General features: G+C 69.0%; 18 protein-coding genes and 2 pseudogenes. 8 read left to right on the forward strand and 12 right to left on the reverse strand.

What is annotated here, in order from left to right; translation table 11 throughout:
• The 3 genes from AC2W7K_RS09765 to AC2W7K_RS09775 form a co-directional block, all read right to left on the reverse strand.
• A partial coding sequence (locus AC2W7K_RS09765; protein WP_486006089.1) for a four-carbon acid sugar kinase family protein occupies positions 1-1,116 on the reverse strand: 1,116 nt, incomplete at its 3' end.
• Positions 1,113-2,597: a GntP family permease gene (locus AC2W7K_RS09770; protein WP_198498316.1), complete on the reverse strand. Its 1,485-nt coding sequence runs from the start codon at positions 2,595-2,597 to the stop codon at positions 1,113-1,115. The genes AC2W7K_RS09770 and AC2W7K_RS09765, both read right to left, overlap by 4 nt.
• 157 nt (positions 2,598-2,754) lie before the next feature.
• Positions 2,755-2,994, reverse strand: a complete 240-nt coding sequence (locus AC2W7K_RS09775; RefSeq protein ID WP_376870658.1) for a hypothetical protein — start codon at positions 2,992-2,994, stop codon at positions 2,755-2,757.
• On the opposite strand from AC2W7K_RS09775, the gene AC2W7K_RS09780 reads away from it, so the two are divergent.
• Positions 2,986-5,043 carry a heavy metal translocating P-type ATPase gene (locus AC2W7K_RS09780; protein WP_376904040.1) on the forward strand — a complete coding sequence of 686 codons (2,058 nt, stop codon included), beginning with the start codon at positions 2,986-2,988 and terminating at the stop codon, positions 5,041-5,043. The genes AC2W7K_RS09775 and AC2W7K_RS09780 overlap by 9 nt on opposite strands.
• A 4-nt stretch (positions 5,044-5,047) precedes the next feature.
• Here the strand turns inward: AC2W7K_RS09780 and AC2W7K_RS09785 are convergent, their stop codons facing one another.
• On the reverse strand, positions 5,048-5,962 hold the full coding sequence (locus tag AC2W7K_RS09785; protein ID WP_198498318.1) for a VOC family protein: 915 nt from the start codon (positions 5,960-5,962) through the stop codon (positions 5,048-5,050).
• A 288-nt stretch (positions 5,963-6,250) separates the two neighbouring features.
• Here AC2W7K_RS09785 and AC2W7K_RS09790 point away from each other — a divergent pair, with 288 nt between their 5' ends.
• The 4 genes from AC2W7K_RS09790 to AC2W7K_RS09805 are packed head-to-tail and all read left to right on the forward strand — an operon-like array spanning position 6,251 to position 10,604.
• The gene (locus AC2W7K_RS09790; protein WP_198498319.1) at positions 6,251-7,774 is read left to right on the forward strand and encodes a sugar ABC transporter ATP-binding protein; all 1,524 of its coding nucleotides are present in this window, start codon (positions 6,251-6,253) and stop codon (positions 7,772-7,774) included.
• Positions 7,775-8,830 carry an ABC transporter permease gene (locus AC2W7K_RS09795; RefSeq protein WP_198498320.1) on the forward strand — a complete coding sequence of 352 codons (1,056 nt, stop codon included), beginning with the start codon at positions 7,775-7,777 and terminating at the stop codon, positions 8,828-8,830.
• 38 nt (positions 8,831-8,868) lie between these two features.
• On the forward strand, positions 8,869-9,840 hold the full coding sequence (locus tag AC2W7K_RS09800) for an ABC transporter substrate-binding protein (RefSeq protein WP_198498321.1): 972 nt from the start codon (positions 8,869-8,871) through the stop codon (positions 9,838-9,840).
• Between the two features lie 59 nt (positions 9,841-9,899).
• Positions 9,900-10,604, forward strand: coding sequence for a FadR/GntR family transcriptional regulator (locus AC2W7K_RS09805; RefSeq protein WP_198498322.1), 705 nt, complete (start codon positions 9,900-9,902; stop codon positions 10,602-10,604).
• Between the two features lie 3 nt (positions 10,605-10,607).
• Here the strand turns inward: AC2W7K_RS09805 and AC2W7K_RS09810 are convergent.
• The 7 genes and pseudogenes from AC2W7K_RS09810 to rraA form a co-directional block, all read right to left on the reverse strand.
• Positions 10,608-11,368, reverse strand: a pseudogene (locus AC2W7K_RS09810) (SDR family NAD(P)-dependent oxidoreductase).
• Positions 11,369-11,428: 60 nt separating this feature from the next.
• On the reverse strand, positions 11,429-12,457 hold the full coding sequence (locus tag AC2W7K_RS09815) for an aldo/keto reductase (protein WP_198498323.1): 1,029 nt from the start codon (positions 12,455-12,457) through the stop codon (positions 11,429-11,431).
• Entirely contained in the window at positions 12,454-13,359 is a 906-nt protein-coding gene (locus AC2W7K_RS09820; RefSeq protein WP_198498324.1) for an amidohydrolase family protein, read from the reverse strand. The genes AC2W7K_RS09815 and AC2W7K_RS09820 overlap by 4 nt, the downstream gene beginning before the upstream one ends.
• On the reverse strand, positions 13,356-13,772 hold the full coding sequence (locus tag AC2W7K_RS09825) for an RbsD/FucU family protein (protein ID WP_198498325.1): 417 nt from the start codon (positions 13,770-13,772) through the stop codon (positions 13,356-13,358). Before AC2W7K_RS09825 ends, AC2W7K_RS09820 begins: the two co-directional genes overlap by 4 nt.
• A 26-nt stretch (positions 13,773-13,798) precedes the next feature.
• On the reverse strand, positions 13,799-15,181 hold the full coding sequence (locus AC2W7K_RS09830; protein ID WP_198498326.1) for a sugar porter family MFS transporter: 1,383 nt from the start codon (positions 15,179-15,181) through the stop codon (positions 13,799-13,801).
• 109 nt (positions 15,182-15,290) lie between these two features.
• Positions 15,291-16,630, reverse strand: a pseudogene (locus AC2W7K_RS09835) (enolase C-terminal domain-like protein).
• Between the two features lie 229 nt (positions 16,631-16,859).
• Positions 16,860-17,327, reverse strand: a complete 468-nt coding sequence (rraA, locus tag AC2W7K_RS09840) for a ribonuclease E activity regulator RraA (protein WP_198498328.1) — start codon at positions 17,325-17,327, stop codon at positions 16,860-16,862.
• Between the two features lie 112 nt (positions 17,328-17,439).
• On the opposite strand from rraA, the gene AC2W7K_RS09845 reads away from it, so the two are divergent.
• The 3 genes from AC2W7K_RS09845 (at position 17,440) to AC2W7K_RS09855 (ending at position 19,278) form a co-directional block, all read left to right on the forward strand.
• Positions 17,440-17,601, forward strand: a complete 162-nt coding sequence (locus AC2W7K_RS09845) for a hypothetical protein (protein ID WP_198501040.1) — start codon at positions 17,440-17,442, stop codon at positions 17,599-17,601.
• 100 nt (positions 17,602-17,701) lie between these two features.
• On the forward strand, positions 17,702-19,045 hold the full coding sequence (nhaA, locus tag AC2W7K_RS09850) for a Na+/H+ antiporter NhaA (protein ID WP_198498329.1): 1,344 nt from the start codon (positions 17,702-17,704) through the stop codon (positions 19,043-19,045).
• Between the two features lie 83 nt (positions 19,046-19,128).
• On the forward strand, positions 19,129-19,278 hold the full coding sequence (locus AC2W7K_RS09855; RefSeq protein WP_171006942.1) for a hypothetical protein: 150 nt from the start codon (positions 19,129-19,131) through the stop codon (positions 19,276-19,278).
• 58 nt (positions 19,279-19,336) lie between these two features.
• On the opposite strand, the gene AC2W7K_RS09860 is transcribed toward AC2W7K_RS09855, so the two are convergent.
• Positions 19,337-20,950: a nuclease-related domain-containing DEAD/DEAH box helicase gene (locus AC2W7K_RS09860; RefSeq protein WP_198498330.1), complete on the reverse strand. Its 1,614-nt coding sequence runs from the start codon at positions 20,948-20,950 to the stop codon at positions 19,337-19,339.
• Between the last annotated feature and the right edge of the window lie 24 nt (positions 20,951-20,974).

A 20,974-nucleotide genomic window follows, 5' to 3' on the forward strand; every position in this document is an offset into this window, starting at 1 on the left:
ATGATGAGCTCGGCGATGGCGGCGAGCCGGCGGGTCGTCTCCTCCGCGGCCGCGCGCTGAGACTGCGCAGATCGGAGGCGTCGACGACGGTGGCGATGATGATCGCCTTCGCCGAGGTGACGCCCTCGACCCGGGCGATCGTGGCCTCGACAGCGGGCAGGCCTCCTCGTCGAGGACGACGCGGACGACGGCGTTGCGGGGGTCTTCGGACAGTGTGGCCAGCTGCGCGCGGGTGACCTCGGTGGCCGATCCGGAGATCCCGAGGATGATCCCGTTCGGCCGCGTCGGGAGCAGCGGCAGGGCGAGGGCGAGGCTGCCGGGACCGGGATCGATCGTCACCCAGTCGAGGGTCTCACCGCCGGGCGGGTCCGCCCCTGCATCGGGTGCTTCCGCGGCGATCTCCCGGGTCACTGCGGCGACGACCGAGCCGACGAGTTCGATGTGCTCGGTGGTCAGCGCATCGACGATGATGACGTCGGCGCCCGAGGCGATCCCGGCGAGCACCGCCTCCCGGACGGCATGGCGACCGGCGAGCACCTGGGAGATGTCGATGAGATGGCAGTCGAGGTCGGTGCCGTCGCGAAGGATCTGCGCGACATCGGAGGTGTGCATGGGGGAGCGGACGTCGCGGCGCAGCTCCGTGTGCTCGAGCAGCCGCCCGTCGAGCAGCTGCAGGCCCTCGACCGTCGTGCGTCCGGCGGCCGGGAAGGCGGGGATGCAGAGGCCGATGACCCTCTTCGCCGGGCCGTCCGCGCGGGCGGCGAGCCGGCGTCGGGCGGTCAGCGCCGCCTCGGCGCTCACCCCGACATTGCCCCGCAGCGTCGTGTCGATCCGGCACGCGACGAGGTCGATGTTCCCGGCGCTCGCCACGAGCTGTGCGGTGAGCTCGGCCGCGGTGGCGGCGGGCAGGTGCCGGGAGTCGGCATTGAGGACGACGGCGTCGTAGTCGTCGAGGAGGACGTCGAGGTCGACCGTCTCCGTCGCACTCGTGGACGTCACGGTGATCGTCCGCAGACCCGCCTCGGCGAAGAGGGCCCCGCACGCGTTTCCGCCGGTGAGGTCGTCGGCGATGATGAGGATGCGCGACGTCTCCGCGTCGCCGTCTGCACTGCTCATACGACCAAGTCGAGCACGAAGAGGAGCGGAATGGAACCCAGCCACACGGCGGTCGTGATCCCCGACCAGCCCTTGATCGCCTGCACCCCGTCGAGGCCGGCGAAGCGGGTGACGACCCAGAAGTACGAGTCGTTGAAGTAGGAGAAGACCATCGATCCCGCGGTGCAGGCCATGACCGCGACGAGCGGGCTGAGCCCGAGCGGGGCGATGAGCGGGGCCGTCACCGAGGCGGCGGTGATCATGGCGACCGTGCCCGAACCCTGCGCGATGCGCACGAGGGAGGCGATGATGAACGGCACGAGGAGGGCGGGCAGGCTGATCGAGGCGATCGCCTCGGCGAGGGCGTCTCCGACCCCGGATTCGCGCAGCACCATGCCGAAGCTGCCGCCGGCGCCGGTGATGAGGAGGATGAGTCCGGCCGAGGCGGCGCCGTCGGCGAGCCAGGCCTGGACCTGGGTGCGCGGGGTCAGGCGCGGCAGGAGGGTGTAGACGGCGAGGACGAGGCCGATGATGAGCGCGACGACGGGGTTGCCGAGGAAGGCGATGGGAGCGACCCACGCGGACGGTTCGTAGTCGTCGCCGGCGAGCATCCCCTGGGCGTTGCGGTCGATCGCCGTCGACACGGTGTTCGCGACGATGAGGAGCAGCGGGATGATGAGCGGGAGGAAGCCGAGGACCGCGCCCGGCTGCCTGCCACCGGCGGTCCGCGGGCTTCCGGTGCCGTCTCCGGTGTCCGCTGCGCCTCCGGCGGTCGTCGTCTCCGTGGTCGGCGAGACCGGCGCCGCGGTCTCCGCTGCCCCTGCGGTCTCCGGTGCTCCCGCGGTCACCGTCGTATAGACGTCGTGCTTGACTGTGACGTTGAGGAAGGGTTCGAGCTTCGGTCCGATCCAGCGGGCGTAGATGACGACGACCGGCAGGAGGATGACGGTGAAGACGAGACCGGTGAGGATGACGGCACCGAGATCGGCGCCGAGGATGCCGGTGGCCGCGAGCGGGCCCGGAGTCGGCGGGACCATGTGGTGGGTCAGCGTCATGCCGGCGCCGAGGGCGAGGGCGAGCGTGATGTAGCCGCCGCGCTTGACGCGGGCGATCGAGCGGGCGAGCGGGTTCATGATGACGTACCCGGAGTCGCAGAACACGGGAATCGAGACGAGGGACCCGACGGTGCCCATCGCCCAGGGCTCACGGCCCTTGCCGAAGGCGCGGAGGAAGGCGCGGGCGAGCGAGTCGGCGGCGCCGGAGACCTCGAGGATCTTGCCGATGCCCACGCCGAGGCCGATGACGATTCCGATGCTCGCGAGGGTGTTGCCGAACCCGGTGGTCACGGCGTCGACGATCGAGAGCAGATCCTCACCGGCGACGATGCCGGTGACGATCGCTGCCAGGAGGAGAGCGATGAAGGCGTCGAGGCGCGTGGCCAGGACGATGACGACGATCGTCGCGATCCCGGCGACGAGGGCGAGGATGAGCTGCAGGTCCATGGGTCCTCCACATTGAGGCTGACCGGTCGGTCCGGCCAGAGGTGCGCGGTGCGGGCGGTCAGCGACGCACCGTTATGCACAGCATGAGCAAGTATGTGCCATAACTGCTCAGAAGTGCAAAGAAATTTCTCGCAGATTCCTGCGGATCGAGCTTGATTCATACCCCTAGGGGGTATAGGTTGACGATATGGACACGGAACGGGATCACCAGAGAGCGACGGAACTCGAGCAGAGCCACGCGGGCCATGACCATGCCGGACACCAGCAGCCCGGGGCCGATCACGCGGGCCACGAACATTCGGGCCATGATCATTCGGGCCACGATCACGCGGGCCACGATCTCGCGGGGCACGGGGCGATGGATCACTCGGGAATGGATCACTCCGGCATGGATCATTCGGGGATGGACCACTCGGGCATGGACCACTCCGGCCACGGGGGCCACGGCGGGCATGCCGCGGTGTTCGGCCGGCTCTTCGGGATCATGGCGGTCATCGCGGTGCCGGTCATCGCCTTCAGCCCGATGTTCGGCCACCTCGTCGGCTACATGGTGCCCGAATCGGGGCCGTGGGGCTGGGTGCGCTGGATCGCTCCGGTGCTCGGCACGGTCATGTACGTGTGGGGCGGCAAGCCGTTCCTCACCGGCGGGTGGAGCGAGCTCAAGGCCCGCAAGCCGGGGATGATGCTCCTCATCGCGCTCGCGATCACCGTCGCCTTCGTCGCCTCGTGGGGCGCCTCGCTGGGGATCCTCGACGCCGAACTCGACTTCTGGTGGGAGCTCGCACTCCTCATCGTCATCATGCTCGCCGGCCATTGGCTGGAGATGCGCTCGCTCGCGCAGACCACCTCGGCGCTCGACAGCCTCGCCGCCCTCCTGCCCGATGAGGCGGTGAAGATCGTCGACGGCACCACCGTGACGGTCGCACCCGCCGACCTCGTCGTCGGCGATGTCGTCCTCGTCCGCCCCGGCTCCGCCGTGCCGGCGGACGGGCGCATCGTCGACGGCACCGCGGAGATGGACGAATCGATGATCACCGGGGAGTCCCGACCGGTGCGCCGCAGCGTCGGCGACACCGTCGTCGCGGGCACCGTCGCCACGGACTCGGGCCTGCGGATCGAGATCACCGCGACCGGTGACGACACCGCGCTGGCCGGCATCCGCAAACTCGTCGCCGACGCCCAGAACTCCTCCTCACGCGCCCAGCGCCTGGCCGACCGCGCCGCGGCGTGGCTGTTCTGGTTCGCCCTCGGCGCCGCCGTCATCACCGCGATCGTCTGGACGCTCGTCGGCATGCCCGACACGGCGGTCGTGCGCACGATCACCGTCCTCGTCATCGCCTGCCCCCATGCCCTGGGACTGGCGATCCCGCTCGTCGTCTCGATCGCCACGGAACGCGCCGCACGCGCCGGGGTCCTCATCAAGGACCGACTCGCGCTCGAGACGATGCGCACCGTCGACGCCGTGCTCTTCGACAAGACGGGAACCCTGACGAAGGGCGAGCCGACCGTCACCGCCGTCGAGACGACCGGGACGCGCAGCGACGACGAGGTGCTCGCTCTCGCCGCCGCGGCCGAGACCGACAGCGAGCACCCGCTCGCCCGAGCGATCGTCCGCGCCGCCGACGAGCGGGGACTGACCGTGCCGACGGCACAGAACTTCTCGTCCTCACCGGCCGTCGGAGTGCGCGCCGAGGTCGACGGCACCGAGGTCGAGGTCGGAGGACCCCACCTCCTCAGTGCCCGCGGGGCCGTCGAGGCCCCGATCGCCGAGACCTGGCGGGCCGAGGGAGCGATCATCCTCCACGTCCTCGTCGCCGGGCAGGTCGTCGGCGCGCTGCGCCTCGCCGATGAGATCAGGGCCGAGTCCCGGCAGGCCGTCGAGGCCCTCCACGCCCAGGACATCGAGGTCGTCATGATCACCGGCGACGCCGAGGCGGTCGCCCGATCCGTGGCCGCTGACCTCGGCATCGACCGGGTCTTCGCCGGCGTGCGCCCGGCGGACAAGGCGGCGAAGGTCGCCGAACTCCAGGCCGAGGGGAAGACGGTCGCGATGGTCGGCGACGGCGTCAACGACGCCCCCGCCCTCGCGCAGGCCGATGTCGGCATCGCGATCGGTGCGGGCACCGATGTCGCGATCGGCTCGGCGGGAGTCATCCTCGCCTCCGACGATCCCCGTTCGGTGCTCTCCGTCCTCGAGCTCTCGCGGGCCAGCTACCGGAAGATGAAGCAGAACCTCTGGTGGGCCGCCGGCTACAACCTCCTCGCCGTCCCCCTGGCCGCGGGCATCCTCGCGCCGATCGGGTTCGTCCTGCCGATGAGCGTCGGTGCGATCCTCATGTCGGCCTCGACGGTCGTCGTCGCCCTCAACGCGCAGCTCCTGCGCCGCCTCGACCTGCGGCCCGAGGCCGTCGTCGCCGCGGCCGAGCGCCATCCCGCCGAGCGCTGAGTCCTCAGCGCTCGAGGGTCTCCTCGAGCGTGCTGCCGCCGACCCCGACGGTCACCTGCGTGCCCCACGGGTCGGCCAGGCGCACCGAACGCTCCTCGTCGGCGAACGGCAGCGACCGCGCCGTCAGCCTCTCGACGAGGGCATCGAGGTCCTCGCGGGCCGGCACCGTGATCGCGAGATCGCCGAGGCCGAGGCTCGCGGCCCGCGGTCCCGCGCCGAGGCTGTTCCACGTGTTCATCGCGACGTGATGGTGGTAGCCGCCGGCCGAGGCGAAGACGGCCCCGGGCATCGTCGAGTTCGTCGGTTCGAAGCCGAGCGCGCCGACGTAGAACTCGCGGGCGGCGTCGAGATCGCCGACCTGCAGGTGAACATGGCCGACGGTGCCGGGCAGCTCCGATGCGCTCGTCAGCGTGCCGCTGTCGAGATGCTCGCGGAGGAAGGCGTTGGGGTCGAAGCCGATCGAGTCCATCTCGATCTCACCGGCGGGGGAGTGGCCCCACTGCGCGCGGTCCCGATCGACGTAGAGTTCGATGCCGTTGCCCTCGGGGTCGGAGAAGTAGAACGCCTGCGACACGAGGTGATCCTGAGCGGCGAGGAACCGGCTGCGGGTGTTCGCCGCGGCATGTGCGACGGTCGCGGCCAGGGATTCGGGAGTCTCGAAGAGGAAGGCGGTGTGGAAGAGTCCGGCGCTCCGGCGGCTGCCGACCGGCAGGTCCGGGGTCGAGACGAACTTCACCATCGGCGTCGTGCCGCGCCCGAGGACGCGGTGGACCTCGCGCCCCCGGGAAGCCTCCTCGAGCGGTTCGAGGGCGAGCGCATTCCGGTAGTAGTCGGTCATGAGGTCGAGGTCGCCGACGCGCAGGGTCACGGCGTCCATTCCGGCATCGGGTGGGAGGACGGTGCTGGGGGCAGAGGTCATCGGGCGCTCCAGATCAAGATGGTTGAATATTGAAGTATATCCGCGGTGGAGCGCGGTGGCCATGCCCGGCGGGACGGAAGAGCCCTGCCGTGCGCACCCGACGCTCAAGCGGGACCGGCAAAACTCCCGTCAGTCATCCAATGTATTGACAATCCATCCATTGCGTTTCGACAAATAATCCCGGCGAGATCTTGTCTTTGCTCGACTGTGCCTCTAGTCTGAGCAACAGACATAGGATGTCTCGCGTGATGACGTGGGACACGGTATTCAACGAGGAGTCACCGCCACATGTCAGAGACGACGAGCACTCCGCTGCTCGACATCCGCGGCGCCGCCAAATCCTTCCCCGGCGTCAGAGCCCTCTCCGACGTCGACCTCGACCTGTATCCCGGAGAGGTCCTCGGCCTCGTCGGGGAGAACGGAGCCGGGAAGTCGACGCTGATGAAGCTGCTCTCGGGCGTCTACACCCCGGACGCCGGGGAGTTCCGCATCGACGGCACCCCGGTGACGATCGGGTCGACGACCGACGCCGAGCGCCTCGGCATCGCCATCATCCACCAGGAGTTCAACCTCGTCGAGGATCTCACAGTGGCCCAGAACATCTATCTCGGCCGCGAACCGCGCATCGGTCCCTTCATCAGCGAACGTCAGCTCAACCGGGATGCGCAGGCCCTCTTCACCCGGCTCGGTCTCGCGCTCGACCCGCGCGCCGTCGTCGGGCGGCTCACCGTCGCCGCGCAGCAGATGGTCGAGATCGCGAAGGCGCTCAACCAGGATGCGCGGATCCTCATCATGGACGAACCCACCGCCGCCCTCAACGATGAGGAGGTCGAGGTCCTCCACGGGCTCATCCGCCGCTTCATCACCCCGGAGACCGGCGTCATCTACATCTCGCACCGGATGCCGGAGCTCAAGGCCATCACGGAGCGGATCACCGTCATCCGCGACGGCGAGAAGATCGGCACCGTGCCGACCGCGACGACCGAGATGCCCGAGGTCATCCGCATGATGGTCGGACGCGAACTCGCCGCCGTCGCCGACGCACCCGCCCATGACGACACCGCCGAGGTGGTCCTCGCCGTGACGGACCTGCAGACGAAGGCGAAGCTGCGCGGCATCAGCTTCGACCTCCGCCGCGGCGAGATCCTCGGACTCGCCGGTCTCATGGGAGCCGGCCGCACGGAGACCGCCCGCGCGATCATCGGCGCCGACCCCCTGACCGCCGGGACGGTCACCGTCAACGGCCGAGCGGTGACGATCGGCAGTCCGGCGGCGGCCGCGCGGCTGGGGATCTGCTACCTGTCCGAGGACCGCAAGCAGCTCGGCGTGCTCGTGGGGCAGAGCGTCCGCGACAACATCGCCCTGCCGAGCCTGCGGCGCTTCAGCCGCTTCGGGTTCACCGACGAGACGGCCATCGACACCACCGCCCGTGACCTCGTGTCACGGCTGCGGATCCGCACGCCGTCGATCACGCAGGTGCTCGAGAAGCTCTCCGGCGGCAACCAGCAGAAGGTCGCCATCGCGAAATGGCTCGTCAAGGACTGTGACGTCTTCATCTTCGACGAACCCACCCGGGGCATCGACGTCGGCGCGAAGGCCGAGATCTACGCCCTGCTGCGCGAGCTCAGCGCGCAGGGCAAGTCGATCATCGTCATCTCCTCCGAACTGCCCGAAGTCCTCCTGCTCTCACACCGCATCGCCGTGCTCAGCGAAGGCCACCTCACCGGCATCCTCACCGCCGCCGATGCCACGCAGGACTCCGTCATGGCCCTGGCCACGCAGCACACCGAATCGATGGGAATCGTCGCCTGAATGAATGCCGAAACCGCTTCCGCCGCCCGCCCGCAGACCTCTGATGCCCCGGCCGCCGACACCGGTCGTCCCGCCGGGACGCGCAGCTTCTGGCGCAACTCGCTGCAGCAGCTCCTCGCTGTGGCGAGCCTCATCGTCATCATCATCGTCTTCGCGATCATCAACCCCGATTCGTTCCTCACCGTCACGAACCTCTCGACGATCCTCACCACGGTGACGACCGTCGGGCTGCTCGCCCTCGGCGTCACGTTCATCATCATCACCGGCGGCATCGACCTGTCCGTGGGCACGGGGATGATCCTCTGCGGTGTCATGGCCGGGGTCTTCATCACGAACCTGGGTCTGCCGCTCATCGTCGGGATCGCCCTGACGATCGCCTTCGGCGGCCTCATCGGCCTCGTCAACGGCTTCAACGTCGCCGTCCTCGGGCTGCCGCCGTTCATCGCCACGCTCGGCATGATGATGATCACCCAGGGACTGTCGCTCGTCGTCAGCGGGACCAAGCCGATCTACTTCACCGACAGCCCCGGCTTCGGGGCGATCATGAATGTCTCGCTCATCCCCGGGATGCGGCTGCCGCTGGGCACCGTGCTCTTCCTCATCCTCATCGTCGTCTCGGTCATCGTCCTCCAGCGCACCCTCATCGGCCGCACGGCGTTCGCGATCGGCTCGAACGAGAAGGCCACGAGGCTCTCGGGCGTCAACGTCCGCGGCTGGCTGATCTCCGTCTACGTCCTCTGCGGACTCTTCGTCGGCCTCGCCGGGGTGCTCTCGGCCTCCCGTCTCAGTTCCGCGCAGCCGACCGGCGGCGCCGGCATCGAGCTCCAGGCGATCGCCGCGGTGATCATCGGCGGCACCTCGCTCGCCGGAGGCCGCGGGTCGATGGTCGGCACCGTCATCGGCGCCCTCATCATGGCCGTCCTCGACAACGGTCTGCGTATGGCCGGCGTCGCCCAGGAATGGCAGCAGGTGGCCATCGGCGTCGTCGTGCTGCTCGCCGTCTACCTCGACATCGTGCGCAAGAAGAACTCCTCCACCGGATCCGCACCACTCTGACCCACCATCGCCCTCACGAAGAATCGAAGGAGATCACCATGAGGATAGGAAAGCTGCTCACCTCGCTCGCGGCACTGTCGTCCATCGCCCTCATCGCCACCGGCTGCGGTTCGGCCGACACCGGATCGAGCGGCGGGGACGGAGAGCGGACGATCGCGATCATCTCGAAGGGCTATCAGCACCAGTTCTGGCAGACGGTGAAGACGGGAGCCGAGGAGAAGGCGAAGGAACTCGGCGTCACCGTGACCTTCGAGGGCCCCGACAGCGAGACCGACGTCGAACAGCAGGTCACCCAGCTGCAGACGGCGCTCGACAAGCAGCCCGACGCAGTCGCGATCGCCGCGCTCGACAGCAAGGCCGTCATCCCGCTGCTCCAGCAGGCGCAGTCGAACGACATCCCCGTCATCGCCTTCGACTCCGGCGTCGACAGCGACATCCCGCTGACCACCGTGGCCACCGACAACAAGGCCGCTGCCGCCGAGGACGCGAAGAAGCTCGCCGAAGCCCTCGGCGGGGAGGGCAAGGTCGGGATCGTCACCCATTCGGAGACGGCCCAGACCGGGGTCGAACGCCGCGATGGCTTCGTCGAGTACCTCGAGCAGAACGAGCCGAACATCGAGATCGTCGCCGAGCAGAACGCCGACGGCGATCAGGCGAAGTCCGCGGACGCGACGAAGGCGATGCTCCAGGCCAATCCCGACCTCGCCGGTCTCTACGGCACGAACGAAGGTGCGGCGATCGGCGTCGTCCAAGGAGCCAAGGAGCTCGGCAACACCGACGCGACGATCGTCGGCTTCGACTCGGGCAAGGCCCAGCTCGACGCGATCAAGGACGGGTCGATGCTCGGCGCGGTCACGCAGAGCCCGCTCGACATCGGCAGCCAGACCGTGCAGGCCGCCGTTGACGCGATCGACGGGAAGGACCTCGAGAAGCAGATCCCGACCGCGTTCTACTGGTACGACAAGAACAACATCGAGGACCCGAAGATCGCCGAGCTCCTCTACGAGTGAGGATCGGCGACCGCGGTGCTGGCGACGATCATGCCCGGTGAGGACATAAGGTGGGAGCCATGGCACTGACGGATGACGCGCTCGACAAGATCAAGGACCTCATCGTCACCGGTGAGCTCAGACCGGGGGACCGTCTGCCCCCGGAGGCCGAGCTCTCCGAGCGGCTCGGCCTCTCCCGCAACTCCCTGCGGGAGGCGGTCAAGGCCCTCGACTTCATCAACGTCCTCGACGTGCGACGCGGGTCGGGAACCTACGTCACCTCGCTCTCGGCCGAGGACCTCACCGAGGCGGTGTCCTTCCTCGTCGACGTCCACGCCTCGGGGTCGCTGCGGGAGATCCTCGAGGTCAGGCGCATCTTCGAAGCCGAGACCGCGTACCGCGCGGCGACCCGCATCGACGCGGCCGGGCTCGAGGATCTGCGGCAGACGATCAGGGACACCGACCCCGACTCGGTCGAATCCCTCGTCTCCCACGACTTCGACTTCCATGCGACGATCGCCAAGCACGCGGGCAACGACTACCTCGCCGCGATGCTCGAAGCCGTGTCGATGAAGACGACGCGGGCGCGGACCTGGCGGGGCATGACCGATCCCGGCGCCATCGAGCGCACCCTCGATGAGCACCGGGCGATCATCGACGCCCTCGCCGCCGGAGACGCGCGTCTGGCGCAGTCGATGATGATCCTCCACGTCACCGGCGTGCAGCGCTGGGTCGACGAGGTCGACGTCGTCGCCGACGACGCCCCCGGACCGGGCGCGGACTGAGCCTCACTCTGCGCGCAGTCGCAGTCCCTGCATGCCGCCGTCGACGCGATCGCCGTGCCGGTCGTCGAGCCCTGGAGCGGGCTGGCGAGGAAGAGGATCGTCCGGGCCACCTCGGCGGGTTCGACGAGACGACCGTGGGGTTGGCGCGCATTGAGCTGGCGCAGCTCCTCCTCGGGGTTCTCCGCCTTCGACATCAGGCCCTTCATCACCCACGGGGTGTTCGCGGTGCCCGGGCACACGGCGTTGACGCGGATGCCCTCGCGGACGTGGTCGGCGGCCATCGCGAGCGTCATCGAGTAGATCGCCCCCTTCGAGGCGGAATAGAGGACGCGGTCGGGCAGCCCCGCTGTCGCGGCGATCGACGAGGTGTTGACGACCGCGGCGTGCTCGGACCGGCGCAGGTGGGGCAGTGCGGCCGCGGTGACGCGGGCGACGGAGATGACGTTGACGCCGAGCACGCGATTCCATTCGGCGTCGTCGTTGGCATCGACCTGCCCCTGCGCCCCGATGCCGGCGTTGTTGACGACGATGTCGATGCCGCCGTACTCGGATGCTGCCGCGGCGACGGCTGACTCGACGGAGTCCCGGTCGGAGACGTCGCACTGCAGCGCCAGGGCACCGGCGGGGGAGCCTGAGGGATCGAGGTCGAGGACGGCGACGTTCGCCCCGGCTGCCAGGAACTGTTCGGTGACGGCGGCGCCGATGCCCGAGGCGCCTCCCGTGACGAGGGCGGTGAGGCCGGCGAATTCTTCAGCGGTGGTCATGGCGGTCATGGTTCCTTCCGGTCGGTGTGGTGCGGAGAGTGCGGGGAATAGGCTCGTGCTCTACTGGTCGCCTGCGCCCGGGTCGACAGTGCCCGGGCGGTCTGCGTAGGTGCGCGGGTCGACGGCGAGCAGACCATCGGCCACAGCGGCGGCCCAGAACGCTTCGGGGACCTCGGCGTGGGCGAGGGCGACGTTGCGTTCGACCTGCTCAGCCGTGCGCATGCCCAGGGTGACATTGGTGATCGCGGGATCGCGGAGGCTGAATTGGACGGCGGCGGCCGGCAGGCTCGTGCCGTGCGCGGTCGCCAGTGCCGCGAGCTTCTCCGCCTTGTTAAGCACCTCCCGCGGCGCGTCCTCGTAGTTGTACTTCGCCTGCTGCCGGGGGTCGGTGTTGGCGAGGATGCCGGAGTTGAAGACGCCGACGTTGACGACGCCGACCCCACGGGACGCGGCCGCGGGGATGAGCTCGTCCCGCCCGCCCTGTTCGAGGAGGGTGTAGCGGCCGGCCTGCATGACGACGTCGATGTCGGTGTCGCGGACGAAGCGGGTGAGCATCTCCGCCTGGTTCATCCCCGCGCCCCACGCCCCGATGACGCCTTCGTCGCGCAGTCGGTTGAGCTCGGGAACCGCACCGTCGAGGGCCTCCTGCCAGTAGTCGTCGGGGTCGTGGATGTAGACGATGTCGACGCGGTCAAGGCGCAGGCGCGTCAGCGACTCCTCGATCGACCGGCGCACCCCGGAGGCAGAGTAGTCGCGCACCCGGTGGAGGTCACCGGGGACGGCGAAGCCCTCGTCGTCCCAGTCCCGGGGTGCGTCGGCGGGGCGGATGAGCCGGCCGACCTTCGTCGAGAGGAGGAAGTCCTCGCGGGGTCGGTCGGAGAGGATCTCGCCGAGGCGGCGCTCACTGAGCCCGAGACCGTAATGGGGTGCGGTGTCGAAATAGCGGATGCCCAGATCCCAGGCCGTGGCCACTGCCGTGGTCGCGGTCGCGTCGTCGATGACGCGGTAGAGATTGCCGATCGGGGCGCCCCCGAAGCCGAGGGTGTGCAGGTCGTGCAGGCGCTGCACGACGGGGTTCTTCTCAGTCACTGAGTCCTCCTCGTCAGATAGAAGTCCGCTGCGGTGGTGCCCATGACGGCGGCGAAGTCGGTGTCGTCGACGACGTGGTGCAGCGCTGCGGCCGCCGCCTGCTCCCACTCGCCGTCCCCGAGACCGTGGCCGGTCGTCGAGACGGGGTGATCGGACCCGTACATCGTGCGCTCCGGACCGAAGGCCGTGAGCACCTCGCCGATGAAGCGGTCTGCGAGCTCCCGGGCCGCCTCAGGGTCGACGGCACCGGGCATCTGGCCGGGCAGTCCGGAGAACTTCACGTGGAGGCCGGCATGGGCGGCCAGGGCGCTCATCGCCTCCGCCCATTCCTCGAAGGAGAAGTCGGGATCGGCGGGCAGGGGTTTGCCGAGATGGTCGAGGACGAGCCCGTCGGCCGAGCCGGTCACCGCGACGACCGAGGTGAGCAGCGCGTCGAGCTCGGCCAGCTGGCCGGCGCGGACGCAGAGGTCGACGGTCAGCCCGACCCGGCGCGCGCAGTCGAGTCCGCGCAGCAGCGCCCCGGCTGTCGGCGAGGTGCGGGGGTCGAGGTCCCCGGCGGGGCGGGACTCGAAGTTGTCGCGCACCCCGACGACGAGTGGGGTGTCGGCGAGCCGGGCGACCACCTCGGCGAGGTGGGGGTCGGTGAAGTCGACGGCGGCGACGATGCCGCGGATGAGCGGTTCCTCCGCCGCGAGGGCGGTCAGCCATTCGACCTCTGCGGTTCGCTGATCAGGACTGATGCCGGCTTCGACGACGATCGCCGCGGTCGCGGACGCTGTTCTCTGAATCGGCAGGCTCGTCTCCGGGAGGGCGGGCAGCTCCGTCATCCACGGGTAGGAGAAGCGGCGCCGGTCCCACAGGTGGAGGTGGGAGTCGACGACCTGCGGCGGGGCACCGGTCATGGGGTCACGACTCCGACGGTGATCAGGAGGTTCGCGTACTGGCGCTGATCGCCGGTGGCGATGATGAGCCCGACATCGGGCAGCCGTGCGGTGTCGTAGAAGGCGAAGCGCTCATGACCGGTGAACGGCACACCGGGTAGCAGTGCGGCGTACCCGTCGACCGCCGGTGCGGTCCCGGCCTCGGCGGTGAGCATGAACTCGCAGGCCTCGAGCGGGATCGTCCGGGCGAGCGGCTCGAGGACCTGATCGACGGTGAGCAGCCCGGGGGTGACGTTGAGCGCGATGCGGGTGGTGCCGGCGGGCACCCCGGTGAGATGCGGGTAGTTGCCGTCGGCGATGAGGATCTTCGTGCCGTGACCGCACCGGGCGAGCGCGGCGAGGAGTTCGGGGTGGGTGAGCGGGGTGGTGAGCATTGTGGCTCCTCTCGTGGGTGCCGGGTTCAGCTCTGCTTCGTCGCCGAGGCAGCCGACGTTCTCCAGTATGCTTCGATCTCCTCGAGCGAGCGGCCCGAGGTCTCGGGGACGCGGGTGAGGACGAACCACAGGGCCGCGGCCGAGAGGAGGGCGAAGAGGAGGAAGACGAGCGGTCCGATCGCATCGAGGGCGACGGGGAACGCCCACGCGAAGATCGCGTTGAAGAGGTACTGGGCGAAGGTGATGACGCCGGTGCCGATCGCCCGCACGGACAGGGGCAGGACCTCGGGCACGAGGAGCCAGAACACCGGACCCATGCCGATGCCGAAGGCGAAGGTGTAGGCGAAGACGGCGGCGATGCTGATCCAGCCCGCGTCGGGCAGCAGCCAGAGGGCGAGCATGGCGATCGTCTGACCGAGCATCGAGATCGCGAGCAGCCGGACCCGGCCGAGCCGGTCGATGATCGGCAGGGCGATCGCCGTGGAGACGACGAGGGCGATGCCGACCCCGTAGTTCGCGTAGCTGCCGGCCCGGTCGCCCATGCCCGACTGCGCGAAGATGATCGGCGCATAGTAGACGACGGCGTTGATGCCGGTGAAGACCTGGAAGAACGTGAGGACGAGGAGGACGGTCATCGGCCGCCTCGCCGAATGGGTCAGGGCGGTCAGGCCGCTGTCCTGCTGGGCGAGGCTCGACTTGATGTCGTCGAATTCGAGGCGGGCGATCTCCTGGGTCCCGCGCAGGGAGGTGAGCACGGCCAGGGCGTCGTCGTCGCGTCCGCGGGTGATGAGCCAGCGGGGGCTGGCCGGGGAGAGGATCATGCCGACGAAGAACACGGCGGCGGGAATCGCGCCGATGCCGAGTATCCACTCCCACAGACCCGAGGCCTGGAAGGCGTCGCCGACGATGTAGGCGGCGAGGATGCCGAAGTTGACGGCGAGTTGGTAGAGGCCGGTGAGCAGGCCGCGGATGCGGGTGGGGGAGAGTTCGGAGAGGTAGATGAGTCCGAACATGTTGGCGATGCCGACGCCGAGGCCGAGGAAGAAGCGGGCGGCGCCGAGGACCTCGGGGGTCGGGGCGAACGCGCAGGCGAGGGATCCGAGGAAGAAGATCACCGCGGCGACGATGAGGAGGTGACGACGGTCGAAGCGGCGGGCGGCGAGGGTGGCGCCGATGATCGAGGGGAGTGCTCCCCAGAGCAGGAGGGAGGTGATGAGTCCCTGCTGCCCGGCATCAAGGCCCATCTGCTCGGTGAGCAGGGGCAGGGCTCCGGAGATCGCTCCCGAATCGTAGCCGTAGAGGAGTCCGGAGAAGCCGGCGAGGATGGCGATGAAGATGATCTTGGTCGGGATGGGCTCGTTCGCGTGGTTGCGGGCGAGTCCGGTGTCGGAGGTCGTGTGGTCAGTCACAGCAGGGAACCTGGTTTCTCACGAGGTGATGGTCATCATGCTGGGGTGCCTTGCGCAGGGGCGCGCTGCGTCGAGCGGTGCTACGGCGGCCGGGGGCAGGAGGCGGGGTTCAGGCGGACTCGGGGACGGGTGTCGCCGAAGTGGTCGCCGAGGCGGTGCGCGCTGCCCATTCGGGGCCGTCGGGGTAGGCGAAGTCGGTGAGCGTCCGGGGCAGGATCTCGGCGCCGGCGCCCGGTGCCGAGGGCGGCCAGTATCTGCCGTCGTGGACGTCGACAGGGGTGACGAAGTGCTCGTGGAGATGATCGACGTATTCGATGCAGCGGTCGTCCATCGTCGCCGAGACCGCGACGAAGTCGAACAGCGAGAGGTGCTGGACGAGTTCGCACAGTCCCACGCCGCCGGCGTGCGGGCACACGGGCACTCCCGCGTGGGCGGCGAGGAGGAGGTTGGTGATGTTCTCGTTGACCCCGGCGACCCGGGTGGCGTCGATCTGCATGACGCGCAGGCCGTCGGCTTCGAGCATCTGCTTGAAGACGATCCGGTTCTGGCAGTGTTCGCCGGTGGCCACCGGAACCGGGGCGATGCCCTGCTGGATGGCCGCGTGGGCGAGGATGTCATCGGGCGAGGTCGGCTCCTCGACCCAGCGGAGATCGAACCGGGCGAGGTCGCCGATCCAGTCGATCGCTTCGGCGGTGCCCCAGTGCTGGTTGGCGTCGATGGCGATGGGGAACCCGGGTCCGCAGATCTCTCGGGCGATGCCGAGGCGGCGGATGTCTCGTCGCGGTTCGCGCCGACCTTGAGCTTGATCTGGGAGAAGCCCTCGTCGATGGCCTCTCGGCACAGGCGGGCGAGCTTCTCATCGGAGTAGCCGAGCCAACCGGGCGTCGTCGTGTAGGCCATGTATCCGGTCTCGCGGAGCTCGGCGATCCGCTCGGCCTTCCCGGGCTCGGCGGCATCGAGGATGGCGCGGGCGTCGTCGCGGGTCATGAAGTCGCTGAGGTAGCGGAAGTCGAGGAGGTCGAGGATCTCCTCGGGACTCATCCCGGCGAGGAGCTCCCAGAGGGGCAGTCCCGCGCGTTTGGCTTTGAGATCCCACATCGCGTTGACGATCGCGCCGATGGCCATGTGGCTCACGCCCTTCTCCGGGCCGAGCCAGCGCAGCTGGGAGTCGTGGACGAGGTCGCGCCAGAAGCCGCCCATGTCGGTGAGGATCGGTTCGACCTCACGTCCGACGAGGGTCTCGGCGATGACGCGCACGGCCTCGGTCTGGATGTCGTTGCCGCGGCCGATCGTGAAGACGAAGCCGTGGCCGGCGTCGCCGGCATCGGTGGAGACGATGAGGTAGGCGGCGGAGTAGTCGGGGTCGGGGTTCATCGCATCCGAACCGTCGAGACTCGCCGAGGTGGGGAATCGCAGGTCGACGACGTCGATCGCAGTGATCTGAGACATTTCGTCCTTTCGCACAACAGCAGCGTTGTGATCGGATGTCTGAACGGCCGGTCCTGGGAGCGATCGGTCGGTTCAGGGAATCGTTTCGCTGACCTGAGTCTAAACATAGGATGTTTGAGTGGTCAAGGGTGTGCTGGGCGGAATGCGTCGCCGAGGTGGGAGTGCGCGAGGCGCGCAGCGCCGGAGATGCTCGAGGGCAGTGCGGGGGCTGAGATCGGATGTCTGGTCGTCAGCGGTCGACGACGACTCCGTCGGCGTCGGCGAAGACCATGGCGCCGGGGCGGATCGTCGCACCGCCGAACTCGACGGTGACGTCGTGGTCGCCCGCGCCCGTCTTGCCGCTCTTGCGAGGATTGCTCGCCAGCGCCTTGATGCCGATGTCGAGGGTCGAGAGGACCTCGCGATCGCGCACGGCGCCGTTGATGACGACGCCGGCCCAGCCGTTGTCGATCGCGAGCCCGGCGATCATGTCGCCCATGAGCGCCGTGGCGATCGAGCCGCCGCCGTCGACGACGAGGACCGCGCCGTCGCCGGGCTGGGAGAGCACCGTCTTGACGAGGGCGTTGTCCTCGAAGCACCGCACGGTCCGGGCCGGACCGGAGAACGCGACCTTGTCCCCGAAGTCGGTGAAGTTCAGTGCGATCGAGTAGAGCTCGGGACCTCGTTCATCCCAGAGGTCGGCGTTTGAGACCGTCATCGATTCTCCCTGTTCTCGTGGGCGCTGGAGGTATGCCAGCACGCTAGCACGAGGACGAGTCCAGATGCCGAACCGTTTGGAACCGGGTCGGGCGACTCGCTAGGGTGGAACGGTGCCCTACTCCGTCGCGTCCCGTCTCGAAGCAGCTCGTGCTGCCGATTTCCCGAAGGCGAAGATCGTGACGACGCTGTCGAACGGCACGAACGGGTGGATGAGCTCGTGGGGCACGAACGCCCACGGTGAGATCGCCGGCTGCCCGCCGCCACGGCGCTGACTGCGCGCATCCGCATCTCTGCCGGTCAGCAGGGCTGACCGCACACCGGATCGTCGCGCACTCGCGTTCACTTCTCACCTCTGCGAAAGCGACCCCACCGATGTCTTCGGCTGTCCCGAACCCCACTGATCCGACCCCCTCCACCCTCACCGCACGGCCGGCGCGGGAGCGCCTCGCCCGCGTGCTCAAGCACGATGCCGTCGGCGGCATCCTCCTGCTCGCGGCGACGGCTGCGGCGCTCATCATCGCGAACTCACCGGCCGCCGACTGGTATGAGACCGTGCGGTCGACGAAGTTCGGCCCCGAGGCCCTCAAGCTCAACCTCTCGGCGAGCAGCTGGGCCTCCGACGGCCTCCTCGCGATCTTCTTCTTCGTCGTCGGCCTCGAGCTCAAGGAGGAGTTCGTCGCCGGCAAGCTGCGCAACCCGAAGACCGCCGCAGTGCCCGTCGCGGCGGCCGTGGGCGGCGTCGCGATCCCCTCGCTCCTCTACGTCCTCGTCAACCTCAACTCCGGCGGCAGCGCGTTGAGCGGCTGGGCGATCCCTGCCGCGACCGACATCGCCTTCGCCGTGGCGATCATCGCGATGGTCGGCAAGTTCCTGCCGCCGTCGCTGCGGACGTTCCTGCTCACGCTCGCCGTCGTCGACGATCTGCTGGCGATCGCCATCATCGCGATCTTCTACACCGACGACCTCTCCTGGCTGCCGCTGGGCTTGGCGCTGCTTCCCCTGCTCGCGTTCGCCGTCGCCGTGCAGCGGGGCATCCACGCCTGGTGGCTGCTCTTCCCGCTGGCGTTCGCCACCTGGACGCTCGTCCACGCTGCGGGGATCCACGCGACGATCGCCGGGGTCCTCCTCGGGTTCATGGTGCCGGTGGCCGCTAAGCGCCACGGCGGTCGACGGACCGGGGACCAGCGCGGCTTCCACGCGCACGACGGCATCCACGGCACCGAGGGCCACGGTCCGGCGGCGCAGTTCGCCGACAAGTGGAGCATCCCCTCGGCGGTGATCGCGGTGCCGATCTTCGCGTTCTTCGCCGCCGGCGTCAACGTCGGGGGACTGTCGGGACTCGCGGAGTCCCTGGGCAGTCCGGTCGCCCTGGGGATCATGCTCGGACTCGTCGTCGGCAAGCCGCTGGGCATCACGCTGGCGACCTTCCTCATCACCCGAGTCCGCGGATTCTCCCTCGACCGGACGATGCAGTGGGTCGACGTCGTCGGAGTCTCGTGCCTCGCCGGTGTCGGCTTCACCGTCTCCCTGCTCATCGGCGACCTCAGCTTCGGTGCCGATGACCCGCGGGCGCAGGTCGTCAAGGTCGGGGTGCTCTTCGGCTCACTGCTCGCCGCGCTGCTCGGAGCGGTCTGGCTGTCGGTGCGCAACCGGCACTACAGGATCCTCGCCGCCCACGTCGACGCGGGCACGCGAACGACCGCGGCGCAGGACTGAGCGGGGTCACGGTACCCAGATCCGTTCTGACCGGGCAAGATGGAGATAGCAGATCCGTTCGCTGGCATTGGAGGTCACTGATCATGTCCGAGACACCGGAACCCACCGAGGCGACCGAGGAGTCGTCCGCGCAGAAGGACGCCCGCGACGCGGCTCGTGAGCATGATGACCAGCTCGTCGAGGAGTGGGGCGACGAATCGTTCCCGGCCAGCGACCCGCCGGAGAACTACTGAGCTGACGCGCGACCGAGGCTCCTGATCCGGAAGAGCAGGAGTCCGGTCGTCGGCGCGCTCACTGGCGGAGTTCGTCGATGCGGCCGGTCTCGCCGACGATGACGAGCTTCGTCGTCGCGCGCGACATTCCGACGTAGATCATGTCCGCGGCTCGCGACTCGTCGCGGAATCCGTTGAGGCAGAGGACGACGGCGGGACGTTCGAGTCCCTTGAACCCGAGGACGTGCCCGTAGAAGACCTCCTCGGCGGAGAAGAACTGATCCCAGTACGCCTGGTAGCCCTCCTCCTCGACGATCTCCCGCTGCACCGGATGTCGGCTGCCTGTGGTGAGGAGGGCGATGTCACCGGGCTGCCATCCGGCGTCCATCAGCGCTTCGACCTGTCCGTCCGCCTCGGCGAGGGCCTCATCTGCGGGGACGGGGATGACGTCGATGTCCTCCGCGGGGCCGTTTCGGCTGATCGGAGGGTCGGTGGCGAAGCCGGAGAACGCGGTGACGATCTGTTCGGAGTTCCGGAGGTTCTCGTCGAGCTGGATGGGATTCATCGTGATCGGTGAGGTGCCGTGCCTGCCGAAGACGCGCTGGCGCTCGTCGGTGAACACGTAGAGGGTGCCCTCGGCCTGGTTGCGCAGGCACGATGCCACGGCCTCCCACCACAGGGGACTGAAGTCCTGGCCCTCGTCGATGATGATCGCGTCGAAGAGCTGACGGCGGGGACGGTCGTCGGCGAGCTCCCGGAGGCGGCGCGGCAGCTCCTCCTCCCAGTAGGCGGAGTCGTCGTCGCTGCCCTCCTCAGCGCCCCAGCTGACCGGCAGGTCGTGGAAGAGACCGACGTAGGCGGGTCGATCCGCCTCGGGCCACGCCGAGGTGACGAGCTGGAGGAATCGGCCCAGGCCCCGCGAATAGCACATGAGCGCGACCGACTTGCCCTCCTGGGTCAGGGCCTGCGCCTTCCGGAGGGCGAGGTAGGTCTTGCCGGAGCCGGCGCCGCCGCTGATCTCGGCGCGGGTCTGATGGCGGAGGACGCGGATGAGTCGCGCCTGCTCCTGGGAGAGCTGGCTGGCGCGGTCTTCGATGGCCTGAGCGCGCACGCGGAGGTTGGCGACCGCCAGATGGGTGCGTCGCAGATTCTTCGTCACCGCATCCAGCGGAACGCTCGGGTCATCCCGCTCGGGGATGCGGGCGTGACGGAGGGCCGCGGCGATCGCCTCGGCCAATCGGTGCATATCGGTGGCGTCTGCGAGGAAGTGCCGTGGCGCGTCGGGCAGGTCCCAATCGGCCGGGAGCTCGGTGTAGGGGAGAACGGCGAAGTGGATGAAGGGCCCGGGCATGCGGGAGAGTCGAGGCTGCAGGAAGCGGCGGAGTCCGTGTTTGGCGACCATCGCCTGGTCGATCGGGGACTGGTTGAGCCGGTGGCGCTGCTTCTTCGCGTCGTGGGTGTACCAGGTGCCGTCGACGACGTCGATCCGCCCGCCCTTGACCTCGATGACGGCGATGCCGAGTCCGGGCCAGAGGACGAGGACGTCGATTTCGACGTCCTTCGTCGCGGTCGTCACGCGTTGGCCGTGGATGAGGGTGACAGTGTCGGGCAGCTGCCGTTTCAGCGCCTTCCACACCGCTGCCTCGGCGCTCGACTTTCCGAAATCCGGTTCCTCCGGGATCAACGTCACCATGTCGTGAGCCTACCGGCTGGAAAC

The organism is Brevibacterium sp. LAARM2_SD2 (genome assembly GCF_057364785.1).